Consider the following 13,826-nt stretch of genomic DNA (forward strand, 5'->3'; position numbering starts at 1 on the left):
CCTTTGCTCAGGACGCTGAGATCATCACTCAGGCGAGCGCCTATCCCGGATATATCTGCCAATTCAGGCTCTGACGCAGACAACCAGTTCGCATGCTTCTTCAAGCCAGTGACCGGAGAGCCCCTAGGATGTCTTAAAACACCCTACCCGTTATCGAGCATCGCACGCCATCAGCTTTGTACTCAATCAGTGCCTCACCTTCGATCATTGATGCGAGAGCCTGTTGGATGAGGCGGGAACCAAACCCTTTCCGAGACGGTGGCGTCACGGTCGGTCCTCCCTTTTCCTCCCAAAAGATCTGGAAGCCGACAGGCTCCGTTTGCACCTTTCTGTAGTCGATATGCACACGACCGCTTGGACCCGACAATGCGCCATACTTTATCGCGTTCGTGCCAAGTTCGTGAATAGCCATTCCTACCATGACCCCATTACGTCCCGACAGCTTGAAGTCATCTCCCGCCAAATCGATTCTGTGCACTTCCACACCCAGTGCAGCAACCGTAGACAGTATAACCTCACTCACGCTGAGTTCCTGCCAGTCATCTCGAACCAGCAGATCATGGGTTCGGGCGAGCGCCGCAAGACGCGCGTGGAATGCACTGAGTGCTGTTTTGTGATCGTCGAAACTGCGAAACGAAAGGCTTGCTATGCCTTGGACGAGAGCCAGCGTATTTTTGACTCGATGATTGAGCTCCTGCAGTAGGAGCTGTCGTTCATGCTCGCTCCGCTTGAGTTCCTCGATATCGGTTGCGGTACCAACCCAGCGAATGTCGATATCGGAGACCTCCTGCTGCGAATTGGCGCGGCTGAGATGCCAGCGGTAACTTCCATCGCGCATCTTTAGGCGGTGATCGCACGCGTAGTCGTGGCCGCTCGTTGCCGCTGCTTCCCATTCCTGCATTGTGCGTGCCAGATCGTCGGGATGTACGATCTTACGCCAGTCAAAAAGGCCCGTATCGGGATCCCGCGCCGGCCAAAAGGCTGCTATACGCTTGTTATAATAGTCCACCTGACCTTGAGCGTTCACCGTCCACACGAGCTGCGGCATCGAGTCCGCCAGCAGTTCAAATTGCCTCTGGAGACGGTGAGTTTTTTCTTCATTTTGTCGTTGCTCGGTCACATCCGTGTTCGTCCCGAACCAAGCGCGGATCGTGCCCTCATCATCGCGGATGGGACGGGCACGCGACAAGAACCAGCGATAGCCGCCATCTGCACCTCGCAAGGGGAAAGTATCTTCCCAGTCTTCGCCAGTGGCAAAAGAATGTGAGATGCGCTCGACCACTCTCTCAAGATGGTCCGGATGGTGAACACATTGCCATCCCCAACCCATAACGTCGTCCAACGTCGTCCCGGTAAACTCGTACCAGCGCGCATTATACCAGTAGATCGAGCCATGTTGGTCGGCAATCCAGGCGAGCTGATTGATGTTGTCAGCCAAGGCTCTGAAACCGACAAATGGATCGGCGAGGCGCTCGTCGGTGATGTCAACGTTCACACCTCGAATGGCAACCACCGAGCCGTCGGGCGAACGTTCGACTTTCGCTCGATCCAGAATATGCCTGACAATACCGTCCGGCCTGATAATGCGGAATTCGTGGGAAAAGTGCGTGGCATGCTCGAGAAACGCGGTGGTTTCCGATTGAACCCTCAGGCGGTCTTCTGGATGCAATAGTGCGTTAAACGCCGCTTCGTCAGTAGGAGCGAGCTCTAGCCCATACAGCGCCACCAGCCCAGGAGACCACTCTAAAACGTCGTCGGCAACATGCCAGACATAGGACCCCACACCCTCAAGCGCAGGCAGTGAATGCTCTTTTGACATCACGATTGCGCCGTGCATGCGACGATATCCCCTGATCGGTTCAACGGTAGGCCAGCTTACGAAGAATCTTCCATATAGGGAACACGTTCTTCAACCTAAAGGAACCAGAGTCCACTTACGACAGAGATCAGGCTGCAAAGGTGTATGGTCGCACTCGCTTGGAATTCGCGCTCTCGCCCTAAGAGCCCCGAAATTTGGAGGGTCCGCCTCCCGCCCCATCTTCCCCTTCACACCGAAGGTCAGGGCGCAGCTCCCACCATTACTGCAACACTTGACTTCCAAATCCCCGCAACCTCGCCACCCTTCCCCACCCCCTCATAAGATTTTTTCCGGGTCAACGGAGCTTGTTCCCGTCTGGCGCGTTCATCGACGTCGATATCATGGGGCCATCGCTATATGTTCACGGAATTCCTCGCAGACTACCAGGCGCAGATCGCACTGGGGCTGGTCGTCGTGCTGTTCGCCTTCTTCGTCTGGGAGAAATACCCGGCCGAAGTGACGGCCTCCGCCGGGGCGGCCCTCTTCATCGTCCTCGGCTTCGTGCCGGCCGACAAGGCCATGGGCGTCTTCTCCAATTCCGCCCCTCTGACGATCGCCGCCATGTTCGTGCTGACGGGCGCCCTGGTCCGGACCGGCGTGCTCGAACGCGTGGCGGGCCTCGTGCTCGAACGCTCCAAGACCTATCCGAAACTCGCGCTCGGGGTCTTCCTGCTGACGGCCCTCATCGCCTCGGCCTTCATGAACAACACCCCCGTGGTGCTCGTGCTGATCCCGATCGTCATCCGGCTTGCCGCAGCGCTCGACATCGCCTCCACCCGGCTCCTGATCCCCGTCTCCTATGCCGCAATCCTCGGCGGCACCCTGACGCTGATCGGCACCTCGACCAGCCTGCTCGTCGATGGCGTCGCCCGTGGCCAGGGGCTCGAACCCTTCTCCCTCTTCGAGATCACGCCCGTCGGCCTCGCGACCGCCGCGACCGGCATCCTGACCATGCTCGTGCTCGGCAAGTTCCTGCTGCCCGATCGGCGCGATGAAGGCGGCGAACTCGAAAACCAGAACGACGCCGAATATCTCTCGGAATTGACCGTGCTCGCCGACGGCGCCTTCACCGAAAAGCCGGTGGGCGAGATCGCCGAATTCAAGCAGCCGGGTCTGCGCATCACCGGCATCCGCGCGAATGGCGAGATGATCCGCAAGGACGTCAATGCCCAGACGCTGAAGAAGGGCGACAGCCTCATCGTGCTCGCCAAATCCGCCGATCTGCTCACCCTGAACAACCTCGAAGGCATCCGGGTTGGCCAGCGCCGGGCCATGTCGGGCGAAGGCGAGCGCTCGATCGTCGAAGCCGTCGTCGCGCCCGGGCGCTTCTCGCAAGGCATCCGCCTCTCGAGCCTCTCGCTCGGCCGCCGCTTCGGCGTGCGCATCCTCGGCGCCCACCGGCAAAAGCATGTGCCCGGCCCCGATCTCGGCAATGTCCGCCTGCGCCCGGCAGACAAACTCCTCCTGGAGGGCACGCCCGAAGCGCTCGACGAACTCTCGCATGAAAGCGAGCTCGTCTCCGTCACCCGCTCGACCGCCCGCGCCTTCCGCCCGACCAAGGCGCCGCTCGCCCTCCTCGCCCTCGGCCTCGTCGTCCTCTTGGCCGCGCTCAACGTCATGGACATCGGCATCCTCGCCATGATTGCCGTGCCCGCCATCCTCATCCTGCGCTGTATCGATGCCGATGAGGCCTGGGGCTCGATCGAAGGCGGCATCCTGATCCTGATCTTCGCCATGCTTGTCGTCGGCCAGGGCCTGCAGGAAACCGGCGCCGTCACCCTCGTCGTCGACACCGCCATGCCGCTGATGTCGGCCGTCTCGCCCTTCGTGGTCCTGCTCCTGGTCTACGCGCTCTCCTCGACGCTCACCGAATGCGTGACGAACAATGCGGTCGCCGTCATCCTCACCCCGATCGTCATCGGCCTCGGCCAGCAGCTCGGCATCGAGCCCCGCGCCCTCGTCGTCGCCGTCATGTTCGGCGCCAGCGCCAGCTTCGCCACCCCGATCGGCTACCAGACCAACACCCTGGTCTACGGCGCCGGCAACTACCGCTTCAGCGATTTCGTCAAGATCGGCCTGCCGATGAACCTCATCGTCGGCTTCGTCTCCTGCTACGCGATCTATCTGTATTACGGGGTGTAAGAAGGCTCAGGGACTGCATCGCCACCTTGTCGAATACCCGTGGCAGCGGCGGCACCCGCAGATCACCGTTCCGGCCATTCCCAGGCCGGAACGTCAGTGTTCCTGACGATCGTCTCGCCGGCTTCCTTCTCCAGCGCCAGCATCTGCGCCCCGTGTTCGGCAAGCGCCTCGACAAGGGCCTGGGCATGGCTGACGACGATGATCTGGCTGCGCTGGCTTGCGGCGGCAATCATGCGGGCCAGCGGCTCAAGCAGGTTGGGATGCAGACTGCCCTCCGGCTCGTTCAGCACCATCAGTTCCGGCGGTCGCGGCGTGTGTAGGGCCGTGGCAAGCGCGATATACCGCAATGTTCCGTCCGAAAGCTCGGAGGCGTCAAGCGCGCGGTTAAGCCCGCTTTGACGCATGGTGAGGCGAAACAGGCCATTGACGGCATCGATCTCGACCGATGATCCCGGAAAGGCATCCTCGATCGCGCCATCGAAGGCGGGTCCATCGCCGATTTCCCGCACGGTCTGAACGGCCGGAGCAAGATCGGACCCATCGGAGGCGAGAGCGACCGTACGCGTGCCGATCCGGGGAATGCGCGAGGGAGCATCGCGATCGATGCGGAAGTGGTCGTAGAAACGCCAGGCCTTCATCCGCTCGCGCAGGAAAAGCAATTCCACCGCATTGGTCGGGTCGGCCGCGCGCATCATCATGGTCTCGAAGGGCGCGAGGTCGGTGACGACAGGCCGCAGCCGCCCGCTCTTGTCCCGCACGAGAACGGATGCATTGCCCCGTCGGGCGATCACGTTGAACCGCGACAGCCTCTCGCCCGCCCAGACGGCTTCCGCCTTCACGACCGGATCGTCGCCGAAGAGAGATGCCTCCTCGCGGCTCGCGCCAGGTCCGGGGATCGGCAGCCCGAGATCGATGGCATAGCCATAATCCTCCGACGCGAAACCGAGGCGAAGCGAGACCGGACCGCGTCCGACATTGCCCTGCATCGGGGAGCGTCCCGAGCGCATCGCGCTGGAATAGCCGGCTCCGCCCGCCCACATCGTCGACCGCAAGCCGCCCTCGGCGGCAAGCGAAGCGATCGCCTGCCCCTGCGCAACATCCGCAAGCAAGCGCAGCGACCGATAAAGGCTCGATTTGCCGCTGCCGTTCGCGCCGGTGACCACATTCAACCGCTCGAGCGGCAGCACGAGGCTGCGCAGCGATCGGTAGCCGGAAACGGCAAGTGTGATAAGTGCCATTAGCTCTTCACTTCAGGGCCCGGAGAACGACAGGCTACGACGGCGTCAGATCGACCCGAGGTAATAGCCGATCGCCTCCTCCAGTTCGTTTTCCTCATAGCCGAAATGGGACCGTACGACCGCTTCGAGTTTTCGGAAAGTCTTTCCCGCCAGAATGAAATTCGCCTCCGTCGGCGCATCCGCCAATGCCTCTGCCGCGCGGGCCAGCCGGACGATCAACTCGTGCACGACTTCGTGCTCCGCCATCAGCTTCGCAACGACAGCGCCAAACCTGCCACCACCCGCAGCCTTAAGCCGGGGAAACATGTCGGCGCTTTCGATGTCGTGGTGGAATTTCAGCACATGGCATTCCCGGCCGCACAGCGAACCGAAGGCTTGAAAATTCTCCGCCATATCGAGGGAAAGCACGATCTGCCTGAGATGCTCAGGAGGCGCATCCCCCGCTTCGATCCGGGTGAGGATTGCGCCGATCTGCGCCATCTCTCTGAGGTGATGGCTGTGGATCTGGGCAAGTTGCTGGCCCTGGTAACGATGCACATCCGTCGCCTCGGGCACCGGCGGTGCCTTCGGTCGTGCGGCTTCATCCAGACTCAGTTCATCGAGCGGTTGGGTCGACAGATTAATCATGCCGCTTGATATTGGCCTATGCCAGGCCAAGTCAACGCGATCCAACGGGGGCCGGGAACGAGAATAGTCGCCTCACCCCAAGATCCCGGGCGCCGCCTCGACCATCTTGGCCAGCGCCTCGGGCTTTGCCCCGCGCACCGTGGCGAAATACTTGACCTTCAAATCCTTGAAACCGCAGAAGCCGAGGATCTGGCGGCGCAGCAGCTTCACCCAGCCATTGCCGTAGATCCATTTGAGAAAAATGGTCGGCGTGTCCGACGTGATCACGATGCGCGCCTTGCGGCCGGCAAGCAGCGGCTTCGGCAGGGGCTTGCCCTCGATATACTGAAAGCCGAAGCCGGGCAGCAGCACGCGGTCGAAAAGGCCCTTGAGCTGCGCCGGCGCTGATCCCCACCACAGCGGATGTACGATCACCAGCCGGTCGCACCAGATCAGGTCATCGGCGAAAGCTTTGAGATCCGGCTCCCACTCCATCCGCGCGCGATAACCCTGCTTCAGATTGGCGTCGAAGGACAGATCCTCGAGATGCACCAGCCGCACCGTCTGACCGCGACGCCGGGCATCCGCGGCAATGTTCTCGGCCATGGCTCCGCACAATGTCTCCCGCGAAGGATTGCCATTCAGAACAAGAACGCGGGAGGGTTGCGCATCACGCGAGAGAAAAGACATGAGGAACCCTCAAATATTGACCGTGGTCATTTTATGGCGTGTAAATTGACCGTGGTCAACTAATATTTGGCGTAGGCTCGGTCAAAAGGATTCGCGCATGAAGCTTCGCCAGACCCGCAGCCGCCAGACCAGAGAACAGATCCTGGCCGTTGCGCGCGAGCTTTTCGCCCGCCAGGGTTTTGGTGAAACCAGCATCGATCAGATCGCGAGCGCGGCGAAGGTTGCGAAGTCGAGCGTCTTTGCCCATTTCGGCGACAAGACCAATCTTCTCGCGGCCTTGGGCCTCACCGAGATCGAACCCATGGCCGAAGCCGGACGCAAGGGCACGGGGATCGACCCGGAAGCGCCGCTGGAGGCGCAGATCTTCGCCCTGCTCAAGCCCTGGCTCGACTATTTCTGCCGCGAGCCGGCCTTTGCCGGGCTCTATCTCAGCCAGGCGGCCATTGTCAGCGGCCCCTATACCGAGACCTTCATGCGCCTCTGCTTCGAACTCGAAGACCAGATCGCCGATCTCTTTGCCCGCGCCACGCCTTCGCTGACGGCCGAGCAATGCCGTACCTATGCCCGCGGCGTGCAGGCGCTTTTCCATGAGGTGATCGTCTTTGAAATGTCCGAGGGGCTGAAGCATTCGCGACCGAACCCGGCGCCGCCCCAGGCGCTCCTGTCGACCATGCTCGCCGTCTGGGTCTCCGGTGTCCGCGCGCAGCAGACCTCAAAGGCCTGACACGAACCGCCGCGCAGCATCCGCCAGAACATCCGGCGCAAAGCCGGAAAACCCGATCACCAGTCCCCGCCGGCCGGTGTCCCGCTGGCAGAGCGGCGAAAGCGCCTTCACGCCGAAGCCGACCGTCCGCGCCATGGCCGCCAGCGCCACGTCATCCTCGACACTCTCGAGATCGGCCACCAGATGCAGCCCCTGCTCGGGCACGGTCACCCGCAGCCTCTCGCATTGCAGGGCCTCGACCAACGCGTCCCGCGCTGCCCTGACCCGCTTGCGCGCCCGCTTGATATGCGCCGAAAAATGGCCATCGCGCAGAAATTCGGTCAGCGCATCCTCGGCAAGTGTCGAGGGAAAGCGGTCCGTTAGCCGGCGAATGGTCAGTATTCGCGCACGCAGATGTCGTGGCACCACCAGATAGCCGAAGCGAAAACCCGGCAGCAGCGTCTTGGAAAAGGTGCCGAGATAGATCACACGCTCCTGGCCATCGATGCCCTGCAGCGCGCTCAAGGGCGGTCCGGCAAAGCGGAACTCGCTGTCGTAATCATCCTCGATGATATAGGCGCCGGCCTCCTGCGCCCAGTCGATGAGGGCAAGCCGCCTGGCCATGGAAAGCGTCACACCCAGCGGATATTGATGCGACGGCGTCACATGAACCGCCTTGGCATCCGGCCGCGCCGCAATCCCTGCGGCCACATCGATCCCCTCGCCATCGACGGGCACCGGCGTGACGGATAGCCCCGTCCCCTCGAAAAGCTCACGCGCCGCCGCATAACACGGGTCCTCGATCCAGACGGGATCACCGGGTTTCAAAAGCGCCCTGACCGCCAGATCCAGCCCCTGCTGCGTGCCTGCCGTCATGATCACCTGGTCCGGGGAGCAATTCACCCCGCGCGCCGCCTTGAGATAGGCCGCGACTTCCACCCTGAGCGCGTGGCTGCCGGCCGGATCGTTATAATGGAAATGCCGCGCCGAGGGCTGCGTCAGATGCCGGTTCATCAGCATGCGGAAGATCCGGAGCGTCGTCTCGTCCGCCGTCGAACAACCGAGCGCGCCGGGCAGCGGCGCAACCGCCTCCTCGACTACAGCCGGCTCCTGCACCGGCGCTGCCTGCAAGAGGGGAACGGCCTCGGCCACATAGGTCCCCGCCCCCACCCGCGCCTCGGCAAAACCATCCGCAATCAGCATTTCGTAGGCCGCAACCGCCGCGCCGCGCGAGACCCCGAAACGTTTCGCGATGTCCCGGGTGGTCGGCAGCTTGTCGCCGGGCCGCATCTGACCGCTTTCGATAAGCCCGCGCAACGACCGATAAAGCGCAAGCCGCCGCGGCCCCATGGCTGGCAAAACGGGCGTATTCGCTGACCAGTCGGAATTGGTTCGGATAATTTTGGCCATGGTGGATCTTTCTTGGACCAATCGCTCCACCTATCCCTGCCGCATCAGCCGTCAGGAGGCAAGCATGAACGACAGACCCGATCCCCAATCCTTTCCCGTCACCCCGCGCAACCGGGCGAAACGCCTGCACGAGCGCGCAGCCTACGACCGCGACGCCGTGTACGCCGCGCTCGACGCAAGCCTCCTCTGTCACGTCGCCTATGTCATCGACGGACAGCCCTATTGCACGCCCACCATCCACTGGCGCGACGGCGACTGGCTGTTCTGGCACGGTTCGTCGGCGAGCCGCATGCTGAAGACCCAGAAGGCCGGTTTGCCCGTCTGCCTCACCGTCGCCCATCTCGACGGCCTGGTGCTCGCACGCTCCGGTTTCCACCATTCCGCCAACTACCGCTCCGCCATGTGCTTCGGCACAGCCCATATCATCGACGATCCGGAGGAGAAGGCCGAGGCCCTGAAAGCCGTCGTCGACCGCTTCTATCCCGGCCGCACCGACATGCTGCGCGAAAACGACCCGCAGGAAGCCAAGGGCACCATGGTCATCGGCATGCGCATCGAGGAGGCCTCGGCAAAAATCCGCACCGGTGGCGTCTCCGACGATCCCGCCGATGTCGACGCCCCCGTCTGGGCCGGCGTCATCCCCGTCGAAACCCGCCTGCGCGCGCCCGAGATCTGCCCCAAGGTCCCGGAAGGCGTGCCCTTCCCCGATCACCTCGCCCATTTCCAGGAAGGCCGTCGGCTGGATGAGGTCTTGACGGAGAGCCAGGCGCTCTATGAAAAGCTGGGCTGAAACCAGCCTCCCATGCGGGGCAGCCACAATCCGGGAGGCCCCGCATGAAAACGCTCTACGTCGTCACCCATCCGCAATCGATCCACCATGTCGAGAAAAAGGTCGGCGGCTGGTACGACACAGGCCTCACGGATCCCGGCCGCCGCCAGGCCGAGGCGATCGCCGCGCGCCTCGCAGACCTCTGGGCCGGCGAGCCGCCGCTGCTTACTTCTTCGGATCTCCTTCGCTGCAGCGAGACCGCCGAAATCATCGGCAGACACCTCTCCGTCCCGCCCCTGCTGACGCCCGGTTTGCGCGAGATGAGCTACGGTGTCGCCGAAGGCCGGCCACAAGCCTGGCTCGACGCCAGCCGCTTGCCCGTGCCGGACGAAGGCAGCCTCGACGACGCCGGCGGCATCGAGCGCGCCGAAACCCGACGCCAGACCGCAACCCGCATTTACCGCGCCATGGACGAGATCCTCACCGATCCCGCCGACTGCCACATCATCGTGACCCACGGCTTCTCGCTCACCTTCGTCATCGCCTGGTGGATCGGCATGCCGATCGAAAGCCTTGGGAAAGTGAACTTTCCGGTCAAGTCGGGCAGCATCACGCATCTGGCGGAGAACGCTCAGTGGAAGAGCCGCGCCGTCGTCACGCTCGGTGACACGGCCCATCTCGCCGACCTCACCTGATCCACTACCCCGCCGAGATCCACCCCTCGAGCTTCGCCCGCTGAGCCTCCGAAAACGGATGCGACTTGCGCGTCGTCTGGTCGAAATGCACCACCACCGTCTCGGCCGAGGCACACAGCCGGCCGTTCTGAAACACCGCCTGCTGCATGGTCACCGAAGACCGCCCGACCCGCGTCACCCGCGTGCCGATCTCGACCGTGCCGGGCCACAGCACCTCGGCGATATAGTTGATGTCGAGCTTGGCGAGCACGAAGGAGAATCCGTCCCCGAGCAGCGGATCATCAGGGTTGTAGATCAGCTCCACACGCCCCGTTTCCATGAAAGTGGCAAAGACCGCATTGTTGACATGCCCCTGCCGGTCCGTGTCGCCATATCGCAGCTTGTCGTAAGCCTGGCCGGCAAAATCCTCGAGCCTCAGGTCCTTCGTCTCATCATTCATCCGCACTCAAATCCTGCTACCTGCTGCCTGTTCGCCAAAACACAATTCGGCATTTCCCTAATTCCGGAAATCGCCAATCGCTTACCGATCGGGACCGCTTACGCCGCCATCCCGATCATCTCGGAAAAGGCATAGCGCACACTGTCGGCCACCGCCTGGATCGTCTCGCTCGTCTCTTTACCGGTCAGCAACCGCACCTCGAAGGAGCCGAGCTCCGGCAGCCCGTGTTTGGCGCCCAGCGCCGTCATGTCGTCGGTCAGGTAGCTGCGCGGAAGCGGCGCGACGGCCAGATCGGCAATCACGGCGGCGCGCTGCGCCATGGTATGCGCCGAGAGATAGGCGATGCGATAGGGCCGCTTCTCCTTGTCGAGCCGCGCCAAGGCATCCGCCCGCCAGCAGCAGCCATCCTCCCAGATCGACACGGGCAGCGGATCGCGCATATGCGCCGTGCCGCATTTCGCCCCCGCCCAGACCAGCTGCTCCTGATGGATCACCTCGCCCTCATGCACCACCTGTCCCGGCGCGCAATTGACCAGCGTCAGATCGAGCCGCTGCTCGGCAAGCCGCCGGCGCAGCGCCCCCGACGTATCAACCGTCAGATCCACCATGATCAGCGGATAAAGCTCGGCAAAGCGGCGGAGAATCGTCGGCATGAAGCGCTCGCCGATATCGTCGGGCGCGCCGAGCCTGACCACCCCCTTCATTTCCGGCATGCGGAAGCGCCCCACCGCCTCGTTCGACAGCGCCAGCATGCGCCGCGCATAGGGCAACAGCACCTCGCCGCTCTCCGTCAGCGTCACCGAGCGCGCATCGCGCAAGAAGAGCGTCACATTCAACTGCTCCTCGAGCTTCTTGATCTGCATCGAGACGGCCGACGGCGTGCGATAGACCCGGTCGGCGGCCGTGGTGAAACTGCCGGTTTCGGCAATCGCCACGAAGGTCCGGAGCACGTCATTGTCGAGAAGCGGAAGCGGCTGGCGCAGCATGAGTGTCATGGCGATTGACCTTCAACAAAATTGAACTTGAAGACGATACTATTGCGTTTGATTGAATGTCAATCCGGGCGCATCCTGCTTCTCATCGCATACGATCAGGAGGAGCACGTCATGACAGACGCCCGCATTCACCCCCTCTCCCAGCGGCTTTCGAGCCTGATGCGCGACATGAAGCGCCAGTCGATCCGCGAGCAGACCCGCCAGGCGCTCGAAGCCCTCGGCCCCGCCCTGCGCGACGACATCGGCCTCACCCGCCATCGCCAATTGATCAGTTTTCAGAATGATAGGCATCAGAAACATTCGTTTGAATGATGGAACAAACAGGATCACAAGAAGACCCGGCCCTGCTACGGAGTGAAAGACGAAAGGCAAGCGGCCGCTGAACCCGAAAGGATGACGACCATGGCCATGGTTTGCTGCGATACCCCGATCCCCCGCGCCGAGCGCTCCCGCACGGCTGCCGCTGCCCTGACGCTCGACGAGCGCGCAAGCCGCGCCGCCGATCGCCTCGCCGCGGCCATGAAGGCCGTGGCCAATGCAATTGCCAGCCACCGTCGCCGCCGGCTCGAAGCCGCAGCCCTCGAGGCGCTGCCCTTCGATCTGCGCAAGGATCTCGGCTGGCCTGCCGGCGACACCGCCCCTTGAGATCGGGATCTCCCGGCACCCCGTTTGCGACCGCCCCGCCCCTGCCCGGTGCCCCAAGCGTCGCAAACGGGGCAGTCGCCTGCCCGTCTCCGCGCATCGCCGCATTCCGTTAAGCCAAGGCTTTTCAACCCGCTACCGCTGACCTCTTAAAAACCGCCCGGTTCACGGCGTCGCAGCCTGAAAAATGCCTTGTTATGTCGCCCTTTAGCGATCATCGACAGTTTTGCGACGTCTGGCTTCATGACAATGTCGTAAAACGACAATCGCGGCGATCAATTCAGGCGGAGCATGCCGGAAAACAAGGGAACGGCAGCAAGGACACCGGCACCATCATGAGCAAGCAAATGACGCAGACCAAGAAGCGTTCGCTCGTCTTCTTCCTCGTACCCCATTTCACCCTTCTGCCCTTCGCCGGCGCCATCGAGACGCTGCGCATCGCCAACCGCATGCTGGGCTATGCGGCCTATGAATGGCGCCTCGCTTCCGTCGATGGCCAGAAGGTCTATTCCTCCTCCGGCATCGGCATCGAGGTCAATTCCTCGCTCGCCGACGAGCGCCGTTTCCTCGGCGGCGAAAACCGCCCGAACATGGCGATCGTCTGTTCCGGCATCTATGTCGAGGAGTTCAACAACAAGTCGGTCAATGCCTGGCTGCGCGAAGCCTATAACCGCAATGTCGCGGTCGGCTCGCTTTGCACCGGCGCCCATGTGCTGGCCCAGGCCGGCCTGTTGAACGGCAAGCGCTGCGCCATCCATTGGGAAAACCTCCCCGGCTTCTCCGAAACGTTCCCTCAAGCCGAGGTCTATGCCGACCTTTACGAAGTCGACGGCAATCTCTACACCTGCGCCGGCGGCACGGCCTCGCTCGACATGATGCTGAATCTGATCGGCCAGGATTTCGGCGAAGGCCTGGTCAACCGCGTCTGCGAACAGCACCTGACCGACCGCGTCCGCTCCGCCAACGACCGCCAGCGCCTGCCGTTGCGCGCCCGCCTCGGCGTGCAGAATTCCAAGGTGCTGCAGATCATCGAGCTGATGGAAGCCAATCTCGCAGAACCGCTCTCGCTCCTCGAAATCGCCGACGACGCCGGCCTTTCGCGCCGCCAGATCGAGCGCCTGTTCCGACAGGAAATGGGCCGTTCACCCGCCCGCTACTATCTCGAAATCCGCCTCGACCGCGCCCGCCATCTGCTCGTTCAGTCCTCCATGCCCGTCGTCGAAGTCGCCGTCGCCTGCGGCTTCGTCTCCGCCTCCCACTTCTCCAAGTGTTACCGCGAACTCTACAACCGCTCCCCCCAGCAGGAGCGCGCCGAACGCAAGCTCACGATGTCGAGCAATCGGACTGGGGTGGTGGTGTAAGGGGTTGGCCACCAACTGGTCCGTAGTGCCGCTTTTGACTTCACCATACACAGTGCGTAAGAGACACATGGGAGATTTAGCGGTTTGCTCTCAGGTGTCTATTACAGGGCCTTGCCCGCATGCGCGACATCCGCGCCGTGGATCCTCAGAGTCGCCTTAGTGAATAGATCTGAAATTATATGGGATAGCAATGTCGGGATTGGCGCAGAATGAAGAGGACGCAGGCTTGTGCCGTCGTGACCGCGCGCGCTGTTGAAAGCTCAGCTGAACGAATTACA

General features: G+C 62.6%; 14 protein-coding genes. 7 read left to right on the forward strand and 7 right to left on the reverse strand.

Features of this window, described 5'->3' with window-relative positions:
- Positions 1-133 precede the first annotated feature (133 nt).
- On the reverse strand, positions 134-1,837 hold the full coding sequence (locus tag M1E12_RS08215; RefSeq protein ID WP_479564332.1) for a sensor histidine kinase: 1,704 nt from the start codon (positions 1,835-1,837) through the stop codon (positions 134-136).
- 378 nt (positions 1,838-2,215) lie between these two features.
- Here M1E12_RS08215 and M1E12_RS08220 point away from each other — a divergent pair, with 378 nt between their 5' ends.
- Positions 2,216-4,000, forward strand: a complete 1,785-nt coding sequence (locus tag M1E12_RS08220) for an SLC13 family permease (protein WP_479564333.1) — start codon at positions 2,216-2,218, stop codon at positions 3,998-4,000.
- 62 nt (positions 4,001-4,062) lie between these two features.
- Here M1E12_RS08220 and M1E12_RS08225 read toward each other — a convergent pair whose 3' ends face one another.
- From M1E12_RS08225 to M1E12_RS08235, 3 genes are all read right to left on the reverse strand, one after another.
- Positions 4,063-5,238: an AAA family ATPase gene (locus M1E12_RS08225; RefSeq protein WP_479564334.1), complete on the reverse strand. Its 1,176-nt coding sequence runs from the start codon at positions 5,236-5,238 to the stop codon at positions 4,063-4,065.
- Positions 5,239-5,283: 45 nt separating this feature from the next.
- Positions 5,284-5,865 carry a hemerythrin domain-containing protein gene (locus tag M1E12_RS08230; RefSeq protein ID WP_479564335.1) on the reverse strand — a complete coding sequence of 194 codons (582 nt, stop codon included), beginning with the start codon at positions 5,863-5,865 and terminating at the stop codon, positions 5,284-5,286.
- Positions 5,866-5,937: 72 nt separating this feature from the next.
- Positions 5,938-6,534, reverse strand: coding sequence for an NAD(P)H-dependent oxidoreductase (locus M1E12_RS08235; RefSeq protein WP_479564336.1), 597 nt, complete (start codon positions 6,532-6,534; stop codon positions 5,938-5,940).
- A gap of 97 nt (positions 6,535-6,631) precedes the next feature.
- Between M1E12_RS08235 and M1E12_RS08240 the strand changes: the two genes are divergently transcribed.
- Positions 6,632-7,258 carry a TetR/AcrR family transcriptional regulator gene (locus tag M1E12_RS08240; protein ID WP_479564337.1) on the forward strand — a complete coding sequence of 209 codons (627 nt, stop codon included), beginning with the start codon at positions 6,632-6,634 and terminating at the stop codon, positions 7,256-7,258.
- Here M1E12_RS08240 and pdxR read toward each other — a convergent pair.
- Complete coding sequence (gene pdxR, locus M1E12_RS08245; RefSeq protein ID WP_479564338.1) at positions 7,247-8,647, reverse strand: MocR-like pyridoxine biosynthesis transcription factor PdxR; 1,401 nt, start codon at positions 8,645-8,647, stop codon at positions 7,247-7,249. The two genes, M1E12_RS08240 and pdxR, sit on opposite strands and share 12 nt — an antisense overlap.
- A 64-nt stretch (positions 8,648-8,711) precedes the next feature.
- Here pdxR and M1E12_RS08250 point away from each other — a divergent pair, with 64 nt between their 5' ends.
- Together M1E12_RS08250 and M1E12_RS08255 are read left to right on the forward strand one after the other, a co-directional pair.
- Positions 8,712-9,437 carry a pyridoxamine 5'-phosphate oxidase family protein gene (locus M1E12_RS08250; RefSeq protein WP_479564339.1) on the forward strand — a complete coding sequence of 242 codons (726 nt, stop codon included), beginning with the start codon at positions 8,712-8,714 and terminating at the stop codon, positions 9,435-9,437.
- Positions 9,438-9,481: 44 nt separating this feature from the next.
- A complete protein-coding gene (locus M1E12_RS08255) occupies positions 9,482-10,111 on the forward strand; it encodes a histidine phosphatase family protein (protein ID WP_479564340.1) in 630 nt (209 codons plus the stop codon).
- A gap of 4 nt (positions 10,112-10,115) precedes the next feature.
- Here the strand turns inward: M1E12_RS08255 and M1E12_RS08260 are convergent, their stop codons facing one another.
- Together M1E12_RS08260 and M1E12_RS08265 are read right to left on the reverse strand one after the other, a co-directional pair.
- Positions 10,116-10,550, reverse strand: a complete 435-nt coding sequence (locus M1E12_RS08260; protein WP_479564341.1) for an acyl-CoA thioesterase — start codon at positions 10,548-10,550, stop codon at positions 10,116-10,118.
- 98 nt (positions 10,551-10,648) lie between these two features.
- Positions 10,649-11,545, reverse strand: coding sequence for a LysR family transcriptional regulator (locus tag M1E12_RS08265; RefSeq protein ID WP_479564342.1), 897 nt, complete (start codon positions 11,543-11,545; stop codon positions 10,649-10,651).
- Between the two features lie 111 nt (positions 11,546-11,656).
- On the opposite strand from M1E12_RS08265, the gene M1E12_RS08270 reads away from it, so the two are divergent.
- The 3 genes from M1E12_RS08270 to M1E12_RS08280 all read left to right on the forward strand — a co-directional run bounded on the left by M1E12_RS08270 (position 11,657) and on the right by M1E12_RS08280 (position 13,548).
- The gene (locus M1E12_RS08270; RefSeq protein ID WP_479564343.1) at positions 11,657-11,857 is read left to right on the forward strand and encodes a hypothetical protein; all 201 of its coding nucleotides are present in this window, start codon (positions 11,657-11,659) and stop codon (positions 11,855-11,857) included.
- Between the two features lie 90 nt (positions 11,858-11,947).
- A complete protein-coding gene (locus M1E12_RS08275; RefSeq protein ID WP_479564344.1) occupies positions 11,948-12,190 on the forward strand; it encodes a hypothetical protein in 243 nt (80 codons plus the stop codon).
- A gap of 332 nt (positions 12,191-12,522) precedes the next feature.
- The gene (locus tag M1E12_RS08280) at positions 12,523-13,548 is read left to right on the forward strand and encodes a GlxA family transcriptional regulator (RefSeq protein WP_113461396.1); all 1,026 of its coding nucleotides are present in this window, start codon (positions 12,523-12,525) and stop codon (positions 13,546-13,548) included.
- The last annotated feature ends 278 nt before the right edge of the window (positions 13,549-13,826 follow it).

Source organism: Rhizobium sp. K33, assembly GCF_056501445.1.